Raw genomic sequence first — 19663 nt, forward strand, 5'->3', positions numbered from 1 at the left:
GGTGAACATCGGTCTGTCGGACAACAAGCCGCTGGCCCTATGCGTCCGTCTGGCTAGGCCAACACCTCTAATAATTGCTGCAATGCAACAAAAAAGCTTCCCTACCGCCGAGTTGTCCCTATAATTCACTACATGTTGCACTGCAGCATAAATAGCGGGACGCGGCTTTCTCTGAGCAGGCACCCGATTAGCCCCATCAATCAAGGAAACCGAAATGAACAACACCGCCGAACAATTCATCGCAACGAACAAAGCCAACCTGCAAGCCCTGGAAGGTTTCACGACCCAGGCTTTTGCTGGCGTCGAAAAGCTGGTCGAACTGAACATGGCTGCCTCCAAGGCTGCCTTGGGTGAGTCCTTCAGCCATGTCCAAGCCGTTCTGGCTGTCAAAGATGCTAAGGATCTGGTGGCTCTGCAGTCTGGCTTGGTCAAGCCTCTGACCGAAAAATCAGCAGCCTATGCTCAGCATGTCCAGACGATTGTTACCGACAGCAGCGCAGAATTCACCAAAGCCGTCGAAGCCAAGACAGCCGAAGCACAAAAAGCATTTGGCGGCGTGCTGGAAAACCTGACCAAGAACGCACCCGCTGGCAGCGAATCCGCTGTCGCCGCTTTCAAGAACGCATTGACCGCTGGTCAAAATGCATTTGAGTCCGCTCAAACGCAAGCCAAAAAGGCTCTGGAAACAGCGCAATCCAACTTCACCGCAACGGCCACGCAAGCCGCTGACGCAGTCAAGAAAGCTACCAAAGTAGCTTAATTGCCAACTGCCTCCGGGCAGTGACCCACAAACGGCACCTTCGGGTGCCGTTTGTGTTTCTATTGACTGAAAACGACGGCCTCAAGCCTGAGAGCGTGGATTTTCGCAGCCGCTGCATGGGCGTCTGACTTGGCCTCGAATGGGCCGACCCGAACCCGAATGCGCTTGCCTTGGCGGGTCTCCAGTTCTTGTGAGAAAGCGGCCAGACCCGCATCCTGCAATTTGGTGAACGCCTTGCGCGCATTCGATTCCTCAGAAAACAAACCTACGTTGACATAGAAATGTTTCGCCGTTGTGGGCACCGATGCTGAAACGGGTGGAAGCATTAATTGGGGTGTTGATGTCGGCAGCACCGGCGCCGCCAGGGGTGCGGAGGCTACAGGCACAGGCGCGGACGCAGAAACACTAATGGGAATGGACACGGGCACAGCTCCCGGTATCGGAGTGAGATCGGTGGCACGCCCCTGTGCAAAGTTTCGCACCTCGGCCACTGGGGGGCTAACAGGCGATGACTTCCCGCCGTCAAAAAAAGCAAAGTAGACCGCCACGGCAGCAGCCGCCAAAAGCACGTTAACCAGACCCAGCCGGACGAACTGGCGCCGCGAACTGGCCTGACGGTTCAGCATCGCAGCGGCCTGTGCCAGCGTAGGACTGGCGGACAGTGCGCGCGCCATTCTTTTACGGGCCTGTGCGTACAAAAACGCATTCCCGTAAACACCGGGGAGCACAAAGCTCAGGACACCCAACGCCAGCAGCAGGCTCAGCACCACCGTTTCCGACAACCGAAACAGCAAGCTACCCATAACAAACACCAGGATGGCCGTGCCGAGCATGGCGCTGGCATAGATCAGTGCGGCCCCCCACAGTTGTCGAAAAGCCATCCAGTTCAGGGTGTAGAGACTGGCAGCCCAATTCCAGCTCAGACTGGCCCGGTCAGCCGCTTCAAAGCGCGTGAAGACCGGCAGGTAATAGTCCGCGTTCACCGAACCCACAGCCGCGCGGTACAGGACGGTGATCGCACTCTCCTCCGAGCTATCGAGAGAAGTGGCGTCAGGCATTGCGGCAGCGGTGGGAACGGACATGCCTGATTTTGGCATGTGGCGGCGCTTGCTTTACACCGCCACCACCTGTCGTCAGACCGCCTTGTTGATGGGAATGTAGATTTCCCCGCCGGCCTTTTTGAACTCCTCCGACATGCTGTCCATGCCCGACTGAAGCGCCTGCTCGTCGCTCACGCCTTTGATCTTGGCGTACTCGCGCACCTCTTGCGAAATCTTCATCGAACAGAACTTGGGGCCGCACATGGAACAGAAATGCGCCACCTTCGACGAGTCCTTGGGCAGGGTCTCATCGTGGAAGTTGCGCGCCGTGTCCGGGTCAAGCGACAGGTTGAACTGGTCCATCCAGCGGAATTCGAAGCGCGCCTTGGACAAGGCGTCATCGCGCGCCCGCACGCCGGGATGACCCTTGGCCACGTCGGCCACATGGGCCGCGATCTTGTAGGTGATGATGCCGACTTTGACGTCGTCGCGGCCCGGCAAGCCCAGGTGTTCCTTCGGTGTCACGTAACACAGCATGGCGGTACCGAACCAGCCGATCATGGCGGCGCCAATGCCGCTGGTGATGTGGTCGTAGCCCGGCGCGATGTCTGTTGTCAATGGTCCCAGCGTATAGAACGGTGCCTCGTGGCAATGCTTGAGCTGCTCGGTCATGTTGGCCTGCACCATATGCATCGGCACATGGCCGGGGCCCTCGATCATCACCTGCACATCCTGTTGCCAGGCTTGCTGCGTGAGCTCCCCCAGCGTGCGCAGTTCGGCAAACTGCGCTTCGTCGTTGGCGTCGGCACCGGAGCCGGGGCGCAGGCCATCGCCCAGCGAATAACTGACGTCGTAGGCCTTCAGGATTTCGGTCATTTCATCGAAGTGGCTGTAGATGAAATTCTCTTTGTGGTGGGCGATGCACCACTTGGCCATGATCGAGCCGCCGCGCGACACGATGCCGGTCATCCGGTTGGCGGTCAGGTGGATGAAGGCCAGACGCACGCCCGCATGCACGGTGAAATAATCGACGCCCTGCTCGGCTTGCTCGACCAGCGTGTCGCGGAAGATTTCCCAGGTCAGGTCTTCGGCCACGCCGCCGACTTTTTCCAGCGCCTGGTAGATCGGCACGGTGCCAATCGGCACCGGCGAGTTGCGCAGAATCCAGTCGCGCGTGGTGTGGATGTTGCGGCCGGTGGACAGGTCCATCACGGTGTCGGCGCCCCAGCGCATCGACCACACCAGTTTCTCCACCTCTTCTTCAATGCTGGAAGTTACCGCCGAGTTACCAATGTTGGCGTTGATCTTGACCAGAAAGTTGCGGCCAATCGCCATCGGCTCCACTTCGGGGTGGTTGATGTTGGCCGGGATGATGGCGCGGCCACGGGCCACTTCGTCACGCACAAACTCGGGCGTCATGATCTTCGGGATGCTGGCACCAAAACTGTTGCCGGCCAGACGCGCTTCGCGCTCGGCGTTGCCCAGGTACTGCTCCATCCACGCCAGCTTCTGGTTTTCGCGGATCGCCACGTATTCCATCTCGGGGGTGATGATGCCTTTGCGGGCGTAGTGCATTTGCGAGACGTTAGCGCCCGCTTTCGCGCGGCGCGGCGTGCGTTGCAGATCTGCGGCCTGCGCGCGCAGGGAAGCCAGTGTCTCTGTCTCGCCATTTTTCAAGCCATCGTCGAGCGCAAACGGGGTACGGCCGGTGTAAGACTCGGTGTCGCCACGCGCCTCGATCCAGGGGCTGCGCACCGAAGGCAAACCCTGGCGCACATCAATCGTGGCGTTCGGATCGGTGTACGGACCGGAGGTGTCGTACACCACCACGGCCTCGCCGTTGCTCTGCATGATTTCACGCATCGGCACCTGAATGTTGGCTTGCGAGCCGGGCACATAGATCTTGCGCGAGGCCGGCAGGGGCTCGCGCGTGAGGCGCATGAGTTCAACAAATTTATCGGGGGCGTTCATCGCGGGGTCTCCTGAAGGTGTGGCAAGGTGCTCCGGAGAACAGTCAGTCAATCACGCGAACAGGGAGGACGGCACGAAACCCGGGTTGACCCGAAACGGGGCATGGGACTGCAAGTCTGGCTCTTCTTCCGCCGGTATGAACCGGATCAAGTTCGCGGGTTTGGTCGACCATCTCAGCGCATCCATAGCGCACCCCGGGCACGGCAGAGTTTACGCGATTCAGGCTAATCAGGGATTAGCAGGCTCCGGACCCGGCCGCGTTGACTTGGCTCAAAGGGAGAGCTGACGGTTCGTTCAGCCAGGCGTGTGCCCATTGCCGGGCGGCCGCCAGATGGATCAAAGCGCGGGGACTGGGTGGCTCGCCGAGCTCAAAGCGTTCGCCGCGAATTGCCAAGAGCGTGCAAGGCGGCGGCTCCTCGCCTTGCAGTTTGCGAAACACCTGCATCACCGCCTGGGGTGACATGGCATGCGTGGTGAAGCTCTCGTCCTGCCTGGCTTGCAACAGCGTCACCTCGAACGGGGCCTGACACGTCAGGCTGGCATCAATGAACAGCACACGCTGGCGGCCCACCAGGTCAAGCGCATGCTCAATCTGCAACTGGTAGTCCTCCAGGCACTCCACCGCCGCGCTGGATGCCATCGCCGTGCGCAAATACTCAACGCACAAAGGCCCGAGCGCGTCGTCGCCCCGACTCAGGTTGCCCCAGCCAAACACCAACAGGGGCGGCACACAAACGGGGCCTTGCGTCACAAACTTGTTGCCGAAGTCAGGTCGCGTTGCAGGTCACCGCTTTGGGATTTGATCACCCGGTCGATCAACTCGCCGTCCGGCCCGACCAGCGACACGTCCAGCGGCATTTGGCCCAGCGCATGCGTCGCGCAGGACAGGCAGGGATCGTAGGCACGAATCGCCACCTCGATGTGGTTGAGCAGGCCTTCGGTCAACTCGCGCCCATCCAGGTACTCGCGCGCCACCGAGCGCACCGACTCATTCATCGCCTGGTTGTTGTGGGTGGTCGAAACGATGAGATTGCACCGGGTAACCAGGTCATCGTCGCCGACCTCGTAGTGGTGAATCAGCGTGCCGCGCGGGGCTTCAATCACCCCCACACCGGAGTGCCGGCGCGGTCCGCTGGCCATCAGGTCGCCGGACAGAATGTCGGGGTCATCCAGCAAGTCCTTGATCACCTCAACGCTGTGCAGCATCTCGATCATGCGCGCCCAGTGGTAGGCCAGCGTCGCCCGGACCGGCTCGCCCTTACCCCAGGCGATGAACTCACGGCGCTCAGCTTCCGCCAGCGGGCTGGGGATGAAATCGCAGTTTTGCATCCGCGCCAGCGGCCCGACCCGGTACCAGCCCAACTCGGGTCCGAGGCTCTTGAGAAAGGGGAACTTCATGTAGGTCCAGGGCTTGACGGATTCTTCAATCAGGTCAAGGTAACTCTGGTCACTGGCGCCGTCCAGGATGATGTGGCCCGCCCCGTCGCGGGCCCGGATCACACCGTCGTACAAGTCCATCGCCCCGTCGGCGCGCACCAGCGAGAGCATGTTGGAACGAAAGCTGCCGAAGCTGTCGTACAGCGCCGGGTTTTGCGCGTGCAGTTGTTTGACGATGGTGAGGGCGTCTTGCGCCCAGAGCGTCATTTGTGCCACGTCGCGCTGCAGCATGGCGCGGTCTTCCTGACTCACATGCTTGTTGATGCCGCCGGGCACCGAGCCGGTGCCATGCACCCGCTTGCCGGCGGTGACGCGAATCACCTCCTGACCGAACTTGCGCAGCATCACCCCTTTGGTGGCGATCTCGGGGTGCGCCTGCACCACCCCCACGATGTTGCGCCGGTTCACCTCGGAGTCAAAGCCAAACAGCAGGTCGGGCGACGAGAGATGGAAAAAGTGCAAGGCGTGCGACTGCAGTATCTGCCCGTAGTGCATCAGCCGCCGTATCTTGTTGGCCGAGGGCGTCACGGGCGCGGCGCCCACGATCAGGTCCATCGCCTTGGAGGCCGCCAGATGGTGGGATACCGGGCAGATGCCGCACAGGCGCTGCACCATGACCGGCACTTCCCAGTAGGGGCGGCCTTCGATGAATTTCTCGAAGCCCCGGAACTCGACGATGTGCAGCCGGACCTGTTGCACGCGCCGCTGTGCGTCCAGCAGAATCGTGACCTTGCCATGGCCTTCAACCCGCGATACGGGGTCGATGACGACGCGGCGCAGGCCTTTGGCGACGGCGTCGGGGGCGGCGGTTTCAAGGGGTGTGTTCATGGCTAGTCGTACCGCATCAAGCCATGGCCGAGCTGCGGTGTGCGCCCGGCCATGAGGTCGTTCAGAAAGTGCCAGAAGGCGTCCGCCGAGGGGGGGCAGCCGGGCAGGAAATAGTCCACATGCACCACCTCGTGAATCGGGTGAACCTTGTTCAGAATCAGGGGCAGCTCGGGGTCGTTGGGGATGGCGCTTCCCGCGCTCATGCCGGGCCGGCTGCCGTACACACTGGCCAGCACCAGCCCGAGGTCGAGGTTGTTGCGCTGGGCCGGCAGACCGCCCGTGATGGCGCAGGCGCCCACCGCCACCAGCGTCTTGCAGTGGGCGCGAAACTCGCGCAGCACCTGCACGTTCTCAGTGTTGCACAGGCCGCCTTCGATCAGGCCGATATCGCAGCGGCCCACGGTCTTGATGTCGGTCAGCGGCGAGCGGTCAAATTCGACCAGCTCCAGCAGTTGCAGCAGGCGCTCGTCAATGTCCAGAAAGGACATGTGGCATCCAAAACAGCCGGCCAGCGAAACCGTGGCCAGCTTGAGCTTGCGCGGGCTGTGCCGGGGCGCCACGCCATTGTTGTTCGTCATCATGGCGCGCCTTCCTCCTCAAGCTGCTGCGACACCGGCTTGATGTCAAAGCGGCGCTGCCCGATGGGCGTGGCAAAGCCGACCCGCTTGTGCAATATGGCGCCTACCGGGCAGATATTGGCCGCGCGATCATGGGCCTGCAGGGTGCTGTCAGCCAGTTGGCCGCTCGGGCTGTTGACCACCAGATGGGTGTCAATGCCATGCCCGTTGACGGCAAAGACGTGTTTGCCGTCAACCTCATCGCTGGCGCGCACGCACAAGCTGCACAGAATGCAGCGATTGAGGTCGAGCAGCAGATCAGGGTGGCTGGCATCGACCCGCCGCGCGGGATAAAACTCTTCAAAGTACGGCCCTTCCATGCCCATCTCGTAGGCGGTGGCCTGGAGCAGGCAGTTGCCGCTTTTTTCGCACGAGGGGCAGAAGTGGTTGCCCTCGATGAACAGCATTTGCAGCAAGGTCTTGCGCTGGGCGTTGAGCTCGCTGGTGTTGCTTTCGACGTTCTGCCCCGCACTGGCCTGCACGGTGCACGCGGCACCGCTGCGCCCGTTGACCTTGACCGTGCACAGCCGGCACGACCCGTTGGCGGAAAAATCCGGATGCCAGCACAGGTGCGGAATATAGTGCCCGGCGCTGGTGGCGGCCTGCAGGATGGTGTCGCCGGGACCAAACTCGACCTCCTGGCCGTCGAGCGAAAAAGTGCCCGGGCTCAGGGCATCAATACGGTCAATACTCACGGCAGATTCTCCAGATGGGCGTGGACATCGTCGCGTCCGGTCGCCAGGCGTGCCTGCGAGACCTCCTCATCCAGGTCAAAACCGGGGACGAAATGCAGGGACGTCAAATGCCGCTCGTAGGCGGGGCGAAACTTGGCGATGGTGTCGCGCAACGGGTTGCAGGCGGCGGCGCCCAGGCCGCAGTGGGTGGTGCCGTGCATCAGCTTGTCCAGCTCAAACAGCACCTGCACGTCGTCGCTGGAGCCGTGGCCCCGATTGAGTTTGTCGAGACGGCGCACCACCAGCTCGGTGCCCACCCGGCACGGCGTGCAAAAACCGCAGCTCTCGTGGGCAAAAAAATGGGCAAAGTTGCGCGCCACCTCGAACATGTCACGCGACCGGTCAAACACCATGAAAGCGCCTGCGGTAGGCACGTCCTCGAAGCCGATGCGCCGACCAAACTCCGAGGCCGACAGGCACACCCCGGACGGCCCGCCCACCTGCACCGCCTGCGTGTCACGCGCGCCGCAGTCTTCCAGAATGCGCCCGATGCGGGTGCCAAACGGGTACTCATACAGGCCGGGGCGTTCGCAATCGCCCGAGACCGAGTGGATTTTGGTGCCGGTTGACTGGGCGGTGCCGATGCCGGCCCACCAAGCGGCCCCATGGACGGCAATGTGGGTGACGGCGCAAAAGGTTTCGACGTTGTTGACGGTCGTGGGCTGTCCCAGATAGCCGCTCTCCACTGGAAAAGGCGGGCGGATGCGTGGCGTGCCGCGTTTGCCCTCCAATGATTCGATCAGCGCCGACTCTTCGCCACACACGTAGGCACCGGCGCCGACATGAATCTCGACGTCAAAGTCAAAGCCCGGCTGACCCAGAATCGACGTGCCCAGCAGCCCCTGCTGGCGCCGCCGCTGCAGTACCGCTTGCAGGTGCCCCAGCAGGTAGCTGTATTCACCGCGCAGGTACATCAGCCCGCGCCGGGCGCCCACCACATAGGCGGCGATGGTCATGCCCTCCAGCACGGTGTCGGCATAGCTGCTGAGCAGCACGCGGTCCTTGAAGGTGCCGGGTTCGCCTTCGTCGGCATTGCAGACAACATAGTGTGTGTCACCGGTGGCGTTGCGGCACAGCTGCCATTTGGTGCCGGTGGCGTAACCTGCCCCGCCGCGGCCGCGCAATCTGGAATGCTTGATGTCGTCAAGCATGGCCAGCGGCCCGCGTGCCAGCGCCGCCGCCAACCCCTGGCCGGGCGCGGGCTGCGCCCCGAGCTTGACATCGGCCAGTCGAACAGAGTCATCCACGCGCGACCACTCGGCGGGCCATTGGGCTGGCGGCACCTGCTGTTCGATCAGCGCCGCCAGCTGTTCGATCCGCTCCGGCGTCAAACGGGTCACCACCTGCTGATGGTTGATGAGGGCGGCCGGACCCTGTTCACACAGCCCGGTGCAGGAGGTGGTTGAGACACTGACGCGACCGTCCGCACGCATCTGATGGGGCGTCACATGAAGCCGGTGGCACAGGTCTTGTAACAGCGCCTCGCTACCGCGCATGCGGTCGGTGATGTTGTCGCTGAACAGCACGCGGTAGCTGCCGACTGGTTGGGTGTGAAAAAAACGGTAGAAGCCGGCAACGCCTTCCACATGGGCCAGGGTCAGGTGCAGCTCATCGGCGATCACGCCCAACAGCTCACGGGGTAACCAGCCCTTCAGATTTTGCACCTCGCGCAGAATCTGCACCAGGCTATGCGGATCGCGACCGTAGCGGGAAAGTACGCTGTCCAAGGGATCTGGCTGGATCTTCATGTTCACCTTTTCGGTTAACAAAACACCTGCTTTGGAGGCCCATTATGAAACCAATATAAATTCGCGAGCATCACCCCACACGCTGCCAGAACCACCACACCGCCAGCAAGACCAGCAATACCGAGCCGCCGCGTACCACCACGCCGGGATACCAGCGTCGGCCGACCAGCGCTTGCGAAAGCAGCACCCAGCCACTGACGGCCAGCAGTTGCCCGGCTTCCACGCCCACATTAAATCCGGCCAGCGCCCAGGGCAGCAGGCCGGTGGGCGCGGCGGCCTCCAGCAGCAGGCCGGCAAAGCCGTAGCCATGTACCAGGCCAAACAACAGGGCCAGCACATCGGTGCGTAGCCACGGCAGCGGGCGCAAATTCAGCAGCGCGGTAACGGCAATCGACAAGGCGATCGCTGGCTCCACCCAGCGCGGTGACGCCTGCGTCCAGCCGAAAGTGGCCAGCATCAAGGTAATGGAGTGGCCGATCGTGAAGGCCGTCACCGTGCGCAGCAAAACCCACCAGACGCTGGCCGCCTGGCCGCGGGCAACAGCAGCGACAGCGGGCAAGGCGCGTGGTGCTGCAGCGAACAGGCCCAGGCGCAAGGGCAGCACCAGCGCCAGCAGAAACGCGAGGTGGTCATAACCCTCCAGCAAATGGTGCACACCCAGGCTGAAGTAGTCGCGCGACACGAACCAGCGACTGGAAGACGACGCCAGCGGCCGCGCCGCCGGGTCCGGCCCGCGATAAGCGCCCGGGCTCAGGAGCAATGGTGTGGCTTGTTGCGGCGAGGTGGTGGTCAGCAGATCCTGGCCGGCAATACGGCCGGCCACCAGCAGGCGATGGCTGGCATCCTGATTCCTGAACAGGCGGTAGTGAAAAGCCAGCGTTTGCGCGACCGGGCAGCGCGCGCTCGCCACCATGCGCAGATAAACGCCGTCACTGCGCCGGTCCACGCCGTCGAGTTGCCAGGTCAGGCGACACCCGGACGCGCCGTCCGGGTCAGCGGTTCGCAAGCCCGCAGGCAGTTCGGTATTCGCGGCCTCGTTGAGCAGCTCCTCCACCAAGGGCCGGGCAGCTTTTGTTTCGCCCCAGGTCACCTTGCCATCGGCATTGGCATCGATAGGCAACAGCAAGTCGAGGTCCTTGATCGCCACCGCCAGCAAAAACCGATAGTCGCGCAACGCGGCGCCGCCGCTCCCCACAGCCGGTCCCGCCGGGTTGACCTGCTGGACATCGAGATAAGCATCGCTGCCTTTGTGCGCCAGCGCCGATCCACTGCCCAGCGCCAGCAGGCAGGAAATAAACAGCAGGAATTTTCTCGCGCCCATCACTTGGCCCTCCTGGCGACGGGCGGCGAGCTCGCTGGCCGGGCTGGGGAGAGGCGAACATCCTGCAATCCAGCGGCGCGGATAGCGTGCTCGAACTCGGCCAGGGCCGCAAGGTCTTGGGCGCGGCGCGCGCTTTGCAGCGCCACCCACCAGTCCAGCGGCTCGCGCTGCAACAGCAGATTGTCCCGTGCCAGGGTCAGCGCGCGCGGCGCGTCATCGTCCAGCCACAGGGCGGCCAGGGCCAACTCACGGCCATGCAGGGCCGGGTCGTCGCCCCGACGTTCAAGCTCGGCAACGCGCGCCTGCAGCAGGGTACGCGCGCCGTTCCAGCGCGCGTCGCCCAGTCGGCGCCAGGCAGCAGCCCGGCGCAAGACCACGGCATCCGTCTCCGGCAAGGTCGCCAAAACCTGCAGGGCGTCGGACGCTTGGCCGCCGCGCAGCAGCAGATCGCTGTAGGCGATAGCGGTGTAGAGGTCGGCCTCCAGCGCGAGGCTGCGTAGGTACGTGTCTGCGGCGACACGGTCACGGCCCGCACGTTCCTGGCTTTCGGCCAGCAAGGACAACAACCAGCTGCGTCGGCTGGTGTCCGCGGTTTGCGCGATCAGCGCCTGCAGGCCCTGCACCGCAAGCCGGTGCTGCCCTTGCAATGACTGTGTTTCCAGCCGGCATGCTGCGGCATACAAGGCCTGCCCGGCGCGTGCCACAGCGTCGCAGGCCGCCAGGGCCTCGGCGTAACGCGCCGAGAGCCGCTCCAGCGCCGCCAGATTGAGCCAGCCTTGGGCGTGGCCGGGGGCACGCGCCAAGGCGGTGACAAGGACTTTGCGCGAGGCCTCAAATTCATGCCGCCCCTGCTGCACCGTGGCTTGCAGGACCGCCAAATCCACCGGCGCGTCCGGGCTATCCCACCAGCGCGCCAGCACCGCCTGTGCGCGCCCCCAATAACGCGTGTCGCCGGTCTGCCTGGCCACGGCGATGTCCTCGCGCGCCTGCCGCGCCAGCGTCGCAGGGTCTGCCCGCTGGGGGGCCGCCGCCGCCCGTGGCGGACGACTGCGCGTGACAGCCGGCAGCACCTCCAGCACCTCGTCATCCTGCATAGGCTGCAGCGCCGTCACCGCCAGCACGCTCGAATGCGCGAGGAGCGCCAGGACGGGGACCAGCCATTGGCAGAAGCGGGACACGCTTGACATGGTTCAAAGCGCCACGGGATCCGCCGTGTCATCGACCGCCAGTGTGATGGCGTCAAGGTCATGCGGGTCGCTGTTTTCGCTCTCGCTGGCAATCATGTTTTTGATGAAGTCGATCGACTGCAGGGTGCTGGGCCCGCTTGGCGCCGGCGGGTCAGCGGCCACGACGTCTGCCCCGTCTCCGCCGCCACCACAACCGGCGACGAATACGGCAGCCGCCACGGCGCTCAGCAGCAGTCTTGAATTGAGTTGTCTCATGATGTCTCCTTCGTTATGACGTTCAGTCGGAGCCGGAATTCGGCGTATTCAGGTACGGGAATGCAGGCAGGAAAGGAACTGTGGCCTGGTCCACGCCGTCGTGGATATTGGCCGCGCTCGCGCCCAGCGGCACGCTGGAGGGCTTGCAGGCCGAGGTGAGGCTCGGAACGCCTGGCACGCTGTTGAGCTTCAGCGCGTCGGTGTCGCCATTGATCACGCACAAGCCGCCAAGCATGGCCACCAGCGCGATATCCACGACGTCATCCTTGGGCCGGCGCCCGTTCGGAAAGCCGGCATTGTCGGTGCCGCCCGCCAGCGCGTTGCCGGCCACACCGAGCCGGTTCTGGCTGGCGAATGGCACGGGCGCAATCGCCGTGTTCAAACGCAGCATCTCGGACGGCTTGGGGTTTGTCGCCGGCTTGTTGACCCCGGTGATGCCCGTCAGGAAGACGGTCGCCAGATCGGTACGGGGCAGATTGGTGGGGGCCACGGTAGCGCCCAGCACCAGGCCCAGCAGGGCCGGCAGAGTCGGGTTGGTGACATAACTCAAAAACTGCGCGTCGTCCTTCGGGCTGGAGGCGTTGAATTTGTCTTTGTCGGGCAGACCTATCACCACCTCGTTGACCAACGGGTTGCCCAGGCGCGAGACTTGCACCCAGGCTCCACCGACTTTTTCAGCCTTGTCGTTGCCGGAGCCCGGTTTGCCATCAAGCAAACGCCCCTGGCGCAAACTGCCGGTGGTCCAGCCACCGATGACCGGCTCAGCACCGGCAGTCAGGCAGTCTTTGTGCACTTCCAGCGCCAGCGTGGTGACGTTGGTTTTTTGCACCTCGTGCTGGCCGCCCCGGCCGACCGCATCTTTGTTGGCCGGGTCGAGCAGGAAGGCTGCGGGCGCGTTGACCAGGTCAAAAATAGTGCCCAGGTTGACGGCAAAACCTTCCTGGCGCTGCCCCACAAACACCCGGCCCTGGTCTTTGCCGGCCGGACAGCCGGGTATCGTGACCGTGTGAATATGCTTGGCGGCATAACTGGGGTAGTCCGCAATCGTCTTCGATCCGATGTTGTCAACCGGCTTTTCAAAGGTCGCGCCGCCACCGGTCTTCATGACCGCACCTGAAGAGCCTCGGCGCCGGTCACTGCGCATGACGTTGACGGTATAGGTTTCGTTGACATTCAGGTTGGCATCATTGAGGGTGCTGACCGCGCCGGCCTGGATCAGCGGAATCGGAACACTGGCCGAACCAATGCCCAGGGGGATGGACTTGAGCGCATTCTTGAAGCGGAACTGGAAGCTGATGTCTTCCTTGGCGTCGCCGTTGTTGTCGATATGGATTTCGTACAAGGCGTTGGGGTCCAGCGAGAAATAATTGGGCCCGCCATAAGCGTTCTGCAGCGGCTGGTAGTTGGCCAGCAAGGTGACGTAGTCGGCGCGCCCGCCAGTGCCGTTGGCCGCGATGCCTTCATAACTTCGGAACATGTAGAAATCCGTGCCATCGACCTTGGGGCTGGTGGTGATGAACGGTGCTTCGCGGTGGCTGGACGCCATGGCGCTGCCCGCCGCGACGACCAAGAGGCAAGCCTTGGTCATGTGAGTCAGTTTCATTGTCATGATGATTCTCCAGGTTAGGTTGCAGCGCTTGCTGCTTGCGTAATACGCGGTCGGTTTTGAAATGGATTCAAAATCACAACGCACGCCAGAAGATGTAGTCGGCCGTGTATTTCACGGTCTGTTTCTGATCCAGCGTGGCGACGTCGCAAGGTGATGCGGGGGCCACGCCGCCTTGTGTATTGACGCGCTGGATGTAGCTCACGCCTTGCATCGCGCCCATGCCCATGGCCGGATTGGCCTTGACCAGTTGCAGGGGAATGCGGCCCGCGCCTGCGGGTGCCACCGCCACTTGCGCGCCGCTAACCCGGGAGCCGTCCAGGCTCTCCCAGGTGGCGGGTGGTCCGTAATATTTGCCCACGCGTTTGCCACGGCGGTCATTCAGGCCGGCGTCAGGCCCGACAAACACCCATTCAAACTGGCCGGCCATGTCTTTTTTGACCCGGCACTGGTAGGTGATGTCACCGCTGGCCATGGTCTGCATGGCCACGTTGTGGCCCGCCGGAACCTGGACGGCATCCGGCAGACCGGCTTGTGAAAACGGCGCCATGCTTGAGCCGCCTTGTGTCGCGCAAGCCGACAGGCCGGCAACGGCGATCAGCGCCAAAATGCTGCGATTTTTCATGATCAGTAACTCCTTGATAAACAGTAAAAATTCAAATCAGACTTGCACTGTGAAGAGGCCCGAGCCCGCTCATTTCGCGGCCTCTTTCTTTGCCCGGGCGCCCAGATAAGCAACCACATCCAGCCGGTCATCGAGCGTCTCGACGCGGTAGCCCATGGCCTGGCCGGGCACAAGCGATTCCGGGTTCTCAAGCCAGGCCAGCAACTTGTCGCGGTCCCATACATGCGAGGCCGCGCCCAGCGCTTTTGAATAACTGAAGTCCGCTGCCTTGCCCGCCACCCGGCCCAACACGCTGCCCAGGGCCGGGCCCACACGGTTGGCGTCCAGGCTGTGGCAGGCGGCGCAGCGCGATTCAAAAATCACCTGGCCCTTGGCCACCGATCCGCTCTGCGCGTGCGCCGGCATCAGCAACACGAGTGACAGTCCCCAGGCCGCTGCCAGGGCCTGGCGCGGGAGCCGCCCCATATACCCGGTCCGGTGTGGGCGCCCGTTCATCAGGCACCAAAAGTCAATGCGCCAGCGGGCAAGGGGCGCCCCAGCGCGCTGGTCAACACGGTGAAGTGCATGGTCTCGTCGGCGGCCAGGCGCGCCGCCACTTTGCTCAAGTCCTTGCTGCCAAAAGCCGGAATCACGCCCAGATAGGCATTGGTGGCGCCCAGCTCCAGGCGGGCGGCCAGGTCCAGCACATCGGCCTGGTTGCGCAGCATGTCGGCCTTCAAGGCCATGGCGTAGTCGTCCAGCTTTTTCTCGGCCACCGGCATGCCCCCCATTTTCTGGATGGTGGCGATCAAGGCGTCGCGATGGCCTTTGTGGTGGCCCTGGAACTGCAGGGCAATGTCGAGCACCGGTTTTTGCAGCAGGCCGCTGCCGGCGCCGAGCTGGTAGGCATTGATGGCTTCATGCTCCAGGCCGAGCGCCACATTGAGAATGCCGACGTCCTTGGAGATGTCGCCACCCATGCCTTGCGCCAGCACATCTTTACCCGCCAGCAAGGCCACGGCCACGGCAGACAGCGTGCCGGTGCGGCCCATGAAGACACGGCGTGATGAAACGATGCTGGGAGCGCAGAGAGTTTGAACAACAGATTTCATGGTGATTTCCTTCGAGTTGGGTTAAGGGCGGGTTGCCGCTATCGGAAGAAATACTCATCCGACGCGCTGAATACGCAGGCCGGGTGCGAACTGGATTCAAACTATCCATAAAAATTAATTGGGTATTCGCAAGGTTGAATCCGATTGACCCTGAAGACCGTATTCACCGCATAACGAATCTCCGACAATCACGCCATGACCCCTGCAACTCCCGATGCCGCTCCCGATGCCGAGCTGATCAGACTCCTTGACCGTGTGGCCGAGCACGACCCGGCGGCGCTCAAGGCTTTGTATGAGCGCTGCTCGTCGAAACTTTTCGGCCTGGCCATTCGCGTGGTCAGCAACCGGGAGTGGGCCGAAGACGTGTTGCAGGAATCGTTTCTCAACATCTGGCGCTCCGCCGGTGACTACCGGGCCTCCCTGAGTCCGCCGATGGCCTGGCTGGGTCTGATCGTGCGCAGCCGCGGGCTGGATTTTTTGCGCCGCCGCGCCGCCGAGCGCAGTCACCTGACCCAAGAACTTGACGAGGTCATGGCGGACACCCTGGCCGGGGATTCACCCTGCCCCATGGACACCGCCCAGGCCAGCGAGCAGGCCTGGGCCTTGCACCGGTGTTTGGAGCAGCTTGAGAACCGCCAGCGCGAAGTGCTCAGCCTGGCCTATGTGCGCGACCTCAGCCACGGTGAACTGGCCCGGCAACTTAAGCTGCCGCTGGGCACCGTCAAGACCTGGATCCGGCGCGGGCTGGAGCAGCTGCGCATGTGTATGGCCCGATTTGCGTGAGGACCCACTTTTGAACCTGATCAACAAGCCCGAGTTGCTGGACCGCCTGGCCAGCAGCTATGCACTGGGCACCTTGCGGGGTGGCGCACGGCGCCGGTTTGAGGCACTGGCGCGCGAGCAAGCCCCGCTGCGGGCGGCCGCGCTGGTGTGGCAAACCCGCCTGGCCAGCATGAATGAACTCCAGCCGCAATCAGCGCCCAGCCCGGCGGTGTGGACGCGCATCGACAACCTGCTGCGAGGCCAGCTGGATGCGCAAACCATGCAGGCCGCACGGCAGGCTTCCACGCGGGAAACGACCAGCGCCCGTGCCGGCCCGGGCGGCTGGCTGCGCAGCCTCAGCTTGTGGCGCGGTGTGGCGGCCGCAGGCGCGCTGGCGACCGTGCTGGCCGTGGTGACTGGCCTGAATCTGCGTGAGCAGCTGGGTGGCGAGATTCAGCAGCTGCAAGCCAGGCTGCAAAGCACACCGCAAATTGACTACGTTGCCGTGCTGGCCGACGACAAGTCCGCCGCGTCCATGCTGGTCACGTTCGACCCGAAAAACAACAAGCTCACCCTGCAGCGCGTGGGCAGCTTCCAGGAGCCAGTCGACCGGTCTCTGCAGCTGTGGGCCTTGCCGCCGACAGGCGGACCCAAATCGCTGGGTGTGTTGGGTAGCGACAAGGTATTGCGCCTGACCGCCGCTGAAGGCGATGTGCGTGAAGTGCCCACGCTGGCCATCAGCCTGGAGCCCAAGGGCGGCGTGCCCAGTGCGGGCGGCCCCACCGGGCCGGTGCTATTCAAGGGCGCGCTGATTCAAACCGTGCTATGAGGTATGCAGCCATTGGCATCGCGCTGGCACTGGTGGCTGTTCAGGCCTTTGCGCAACTCTCGCCGCCCTTGGTCAAACCCACTGCCGGGCCGTGGGACAGTGGCGCTGGTTTTCAATTTGACCTGAAAAAGAAAAAGGCACACAAGACCCGCCAGTCCCTGAGCGGTTTGGCCTGCACGCGGGACGCAAAGCAGCAGCGCATTTGCCTCATGGTGTTTGACGAAGGTGCGCAGGCACGCTACGCCCATGTCGGTGAAAATTCGCTGGTGATCGATCCCGAGCCGCTGCTGTTTTCCGCGATCGGGGGCGAACTGGATGCCGAAGCTGCGGCCACGGATGGGCATTATTTTTATGTCACCGGCTCACACTCTGCCAAACGCTCCGACTGCAGTAGCAACCCCGACAGTCGCCACGTCATTCGCTTTCGGCTGGACCCCGCCACGGGTCGTGCCTTGCGCTCGCCACCAGGCGCTGCGCAGGCTGCGCTGGTGGACTATGCCGACAGCGGGCGCTTGTGGCAGATCATGCAGTCGCAGCCTGAGCTCCAGGCGCATGTGGGGGAACGCCAGTGCCTGGGTTCCGGGCAACAAGGCGTCAACATAGAAGGTTTGGCCATCCAGGCGGGCCGCCTGTATTTTGGTTTTCGTGGCCCGGCCATCCAGGGTGCCGCAAATGTGCTGGCGGTGGATGCCGACGCATTTTTTGATAGCGGCGCACCCCAGGCGACAGTAACCCGGATTGCTCTGGGCGAACGGCGTGGCATCCGCGACATGGTTGCCGTCAAGACCGGGGTCTTGCTGCTGGCGGGCCCGGATGATGACGCGGCCAGTCAAGGCGTGGGTTGGACCGTCTCGCTATGGGACGGCAAATACAGCCCGAATGTGGTTCAGCCCAAGCTGTTGGCCACGCTTGACATCAGCGGCGTCAAACTGCGCAAATGCGATGTGCAGACCAAACCCGAAGCGCTCACCGTGTTGGAGGAAACGCCACAGGCCTACAAGCTGTTGGTGTTATCGGACGGCATGTGCGACGGCGGACCCTTGGTCTTCACGATTCCCCGATGAACAAGGGCCGTGCCGATCAAGGCATGTACTGTCCGCCATTGATCTCGATGATCTGCCCGGTGACGTAGCTGGACAGGGAATTGGACGCGAGGTAGAGGAAAGCGCCGACGCATTCGTCGGCCGTGCCGAGACGACCCATAGGAATCGTCAGGCGCATGGCGTCGAGTTGTTCTGCCGTCGAATACTTGTCATGAAAAGGCGTTGTGATCACACCAGGCGCCACTGCATTGACCCGAATCTGCCGGCCCGCCAGTTCCTTGGCAAGGCTCTTGGTCACCGTGCTGACAAAGCCCTTGGAGCCTGCATACAGGCCGGCGCCCGGCCCACCGCCGTTGCGCGCGGCGATACTGGTCAGATTGATGATGGCGCTGCCTGTTGCCATATGAGGCACGGCGTATTTTGTGCACATCAGCATGGAGCGCACGTTCAGGCCCACGATATCGTCGAATATCTCATCGCTAATATCCGTGATGGGTACACGCTTCACCAAAGCACCGGCGTTGTTGATCAACACATCTATCCGGTTGAAGCGTTTGACCGTTTCCGTCACCACACGTTCGCAATCGATGGTGTGACGAAGATCGGCCTGGACCAGCAGCGCCTCGCCGCCGGCATTTTCGATCACCGTGCCCACCTCCGTTGCGCTGGCCTGGGACCTGTTGAAATGCACCACCACTTTGCAGCCGCGCGCGCCGAAGGCTTTGGCACAGGCGGCACCGATGCCGGTGGAAGCACCGGTCACCAGAACGACTTTGCCTTTCAGATCATCCATTTTGAAATCCTTTCAAGCTTTGCACCTTACACAAGCGGCTCACCTCGCAGGATCGGCGCGCCGTAGTGCCCGCGCGGCGCGGCACGGGTGTTCAGGAAAACCGAATACAAAGACGTGGTGCCGCAGATAAACAAGCGATTGAGCTTGGCCCCCCCGAAACACACGTTGGCCACCGTTTCGGGAATCAGTATCTTGCCCAGCAGCGTGCCGTCGCTTGAATGGCAGTGCACGCCGTCACCCGCCGACAGCCACAGGTTGCCATCGACATCGACGCGCAAGCCATCGTACAGGCCCACAGGACAGGTGGCAAACACCTCACCGCCAGAGATCGCCGCACTGTCCCCCGAGACCTTGAAACAGCGCACATGGTGCGGCCCGTTCGTCTGATGGGTGGCGCCGGTGTCGGCGATGTACAGCAGCGACTCGTCGGGGGAGAACGCCAGCCCGTTGGGCTGCACAAAGTCGCTGGCAACGATGGCGACCCGCCCGCTCACCGGGTCGAGGCGGTACACGTTGCAAGCCCCGATCTCGCTCGGTGCCGCCGCACCTTCGTAGTCGGAATCAATGCCGTAGCTCGGGTCCGTGAACCAGATACTGCCGTCGGACTTGACGACCACGTCGTTGGGCGAATTGAAGCGCTTGCCCTCGTAGCGCTCGGCCAGCACAATGCGTCGACCGTCATGCTCGATCCGCGACACGCACCGTCCGAGGTGCTCGCACGACACCAACCGGCCTTGGAGGTCCACTGTGTTGCCATTGGTGTTCATCGCCGGCTGCTGGAATACCGATACCGAACCGTCGGTCCCGTCCCAGCGCAGGGTTCGGTCGTTCGGTATGTCGGACCACAGCAGATAACGGCCTGCCGCAAACCAGGCGGGCCCCTCGGCCCAGCGGCAGCCTGTGTACAGCTTCTCGACCTGCACGTTCGAAAAGGCCAAAGCCCTGAAGCGCGGGTCGATCAGCTCGAAGCTATTGCTCAGCCATGCACCCATACCGTTCTCCTCCCATTGTGCTCA

20 protein-coding genes and 1 riboswitch are annotated in these 19663 nt (G+C 63.0%); of the genes, 4 read left to right on the forward strand and 16 right to left on the reverse strand.

The features are described from left to right. Window positions 1-214 precede the first annotated feature (214 nt). Complete coding sequence (locus C5P05_RS28220; RefSeq protein WP_114973183.1) at window positions 215-760, forward strand: phasin family protein; 546 nt, start codon at window positions 215-217, stop codon at window positions 758-760. Between the two features lie 59 nt (window positions 761-819). Here C5P05_RS28220 and C5P05_RS28225 read toward each other — a convergent pair whose 3' ends face one another. From C5P05_RS28225 to C5P05_RS28290, 14 genes are all read right to left on the reverse strand, one after another. After that, window positions 820-1842, reverse strand: a complete 1023-nt coding sequence (locus C5P05_RS28225; RefSeq protein ID WP_198674892.1) for an SPOR domain-containing protein — start codon at window positions 1840-1842, stop codon at window positions 820-822. A 51-nt stretch (window positions 1843-1893) separates the two neighbouring features. Then, on the reverse strand, window positions 1894-3771 hold the full coding sequence (gene thiC / locus C5P05_RS28230; RefSeq protein WP_114973185.1) for a phosphomethylpyrimidine synthase ThiC: 1878 nt from the start codon (window positions 3769-3771) through the stop codon (window positions 1894-1896). Window positions 3772-3877: 106 nt separating this feature from the next. After that, window positions 3878-3977, reverse strand: a riboswitch (TPP riboswitch). Window positions 3978-4006: 29 nt separating this feature from the next. Then, window positions 4007-4522: a hydrogenase maturation protease gene (locus C5P05_RS28235; protein ID WP_232834688.1), complete on the reverse strand. Its 516-nt coding sequence runs from the start codon at window positions 4520-4522 to the stop codon at window positions 4007-4009. After that, window positions 4519-6036: a Ni/Fe hydrogenase subunit alpha gene (locus C5P05_RS28240; RefSeq protein WP_114973186.1), complete on the reverse strand. Its 1518-nt coding sequence runs from the start codon at window positions 6034-6036 to the stop codon at window positions 4519-4521. The genes C5P05_RS28235 and C5P05_RS28240 overlap by 4 nt, the downstream gene beginning before the upstream one ends. 2 nt (window positions 6037-6038) lie before the next feature. Then, complete coding sequence (locus tag C5P05_RS28245) at window positions 6039-6617, reverse strand: NADP oxidoreductase (protein WP_232834689.1); 579 nt, start codon at window positions 6615-6617, stop codon at window positions 6039-6041. Further along, window positions 6614-7348, reverse strand: a complete 735-nt coding sequence (locus C5P05_RS28250; RefSeq protein ID WP_232834690.1) for a 2Fe-2S iron-sulfur cluster-binding protein — start codon at window positions 7346-7348, stop codon at window positions 6614-6616. Before C5P05_RS28250 ends, C5P05_RS28245 begins: the two co-directional genes overlap by 4 nt. Continuing rightward, complete coding sequence (locus C5P05_RS28255; protein WP_114973225.1) at window positions 7345-9135, reverse strand: NAD(P)H-dependent oxidoreductase subunit E; 1791 nt, start codon at window positions 9133-9135, stop codon at window positions 7345-7347. Before C5P05_RS28255 ends, C5P05_RS28250 begins: the two co-directional genes overlap by 4 nt. Before the next feature lie 70 nt (window positions 9136-9205). Then, the gene (locus C5P05_RS28260; RefSeq protein WP_114973187.1) at window positions 9206-10456 is read right to left on the reverse strand and encodes a HupE/UreJ family protein; all 1251 of its coding nucleotides are present in this window, start codon (window positions 10454-10456) and stop codon (window positions 9206-9208) included. Continuing rightward, window positions 10456-11643 (reverse strand): hypothetical protein, encoded by a 1188-nt coding sequence (locus tag C5P05_RS28265; protein ID WP_114973188.1) that lies wholly within the window; start codon window positions 11641-11643, stop codon window positions 10456-10458. The genes C5P05_RS28260 and C5P05_RS28265 overlap by 1 nt, the downstream gene beginning before the upstream one ends. Before the next feature lie 3 nt (window positions 11644-11646). Then, complete coding sequence (locus C5P05_RS28270; RefSeq protein ID WP_114973189.1) at window positions 11647-11898, reverse strand: hypothetical protein; 252 nt, start codon at window positions 11896-11898, stop codon at window positions 11647-11649. A gap of 22 nt (window positions 11899-11920) precedes the next feature. Then, a complete protein-coding gene (locus tag C5P05_RS28275) occupies window positions 11921-13507 on the reverse strand; it encodes a DUF4331 domain-containing protein (protein WP_114973190.1) in 1587 nt (528 codons plus the stop codon). A gap of 73 nt (window positions 13508-13580) precedes the next feature. Continuing rightward, the gene (locus C5P05_RS28280) at window positions 13581-14129 is read right to left on the reverse strand and encodes a DUF3455 domain-containing protein (RefSeq protein ID WP_114973191.1); all 549 of its coding nucleotides are present in this window, start codon (window positions 14127-14129) and stop codon (window positions 13581-13583) included. 69 nt (window positions 14130-14198) lie between these two features. After that, window positions 14199-14594 carry a c-type cytochrome gene (locus tag C5P05_RS28285; protein WP_157979471.1) on the reverse strand — a complete coding sequence of 132 codons (396 nt, stop codon included), beginning with the start codon at window positions 14592-14594 and terminating at the stop codon, window positions 14199-14201. Window positions 14595-14623: 29 nt separating this feature from the next. Then, window positions 14624-15220: a ferritin-like domain-containing protein gene (locus C5P05_RS28290; protein ID WP_114973193.1), complete on the reverse strand. Its 597-nt coding sequence runs from the start codon at window positions 15218-15220 to the stop codon at window positions 14624-14626. A gap of 195 nt (window positions 15221-15415) precedes the next feature. Between C5P05_RS28290 and C5P05_RS28295 the strand changes: the two genes are divergently transcribed. Genes C5P05_RS28295 through C5P05_RS28305 form a run of 3 tightly spaced genes read left to right on the forward strand, consistent with a single transcriptional unit; the run spans window position 15416 to window position 17875 of the window. Beyond that, entirely contained in the window at window positions 15416-16003 is a 588-nt protein-coding gene (locus C5P05_RS28295) for an RNA polymerase sigma factor (RefSeq protein WP_114973194.1), read from the forward strand. 10 nt (window positions 16004-16013) lie between these two features. Then, window positions 16014-16811: an anti-sigma factor gene (locus tag C5P05_RS28300; protein WP_114973195.1), complete on the forward strand. Its 798-nt coding sequence runs from the start codon at window positions 16014-16016 to the stop codon at window positions 16809-16811. After that, on the forward strand, window positions 16808-17875 hold the full coding sequence (locus C5P05_RS28305) for a DUF3616 domain-containing protein (protein ID WP_114973196.1): 1068 nt from the start codon (window positions 16808-16810) through the stop codon (window positions 17873-17875). The genes C5P05_RS28300 and C5P05_RS28305 overlap by 4 nt, the downstream gene beginning before the upstream one ends. 16 nt (window positions 17876-17891) lie before the next feature. Here the strand turns inward: C5P05_RS28305 and C5P05_RS28310 are convergent, their stop codons facing one another. Both C5P05_RS28310 and C5P05_RS28315 read right to left on the reverse strand, forming a co-directional pair. Beyond that, on the reverse strand, window positions 17892-18647 hold the full coding sequence (locus tag C5P05_RS28310) for an SDR family NAD(P)-dependent oxidoreductase (protein WP_114973197.1): 756 nt from the start codon (window positions 18645-18647) through the stop codon (window positions 17892-17894). A 26-nt stretch (window positions 18648-18673) separates the two neighbouring features. Then, the gene (locus C5P05_RS28315; RefSeq protein ID WP_114973198.1) at window positions 18674-19639 is read right to left on the reverse strand and encodes an SMP-30/gluconolactonase/LRE family protein; all 966 of its coding nucleotides are present in this window, start codon (window positions 19637-19639) and stop codon (window positions 18674-18676) included. Window positions 19640-19663: the final 24 nt, after the last annotated feature.

The organism is Rhodoferax ferrireducens, from assembly GCF_003347515.1.
Lineage (GTDB): Bacteria > Pseudomonadota > Gammaproteobacteria > Burkholderiales > Burkholderiaceae_C > Rhodoferax.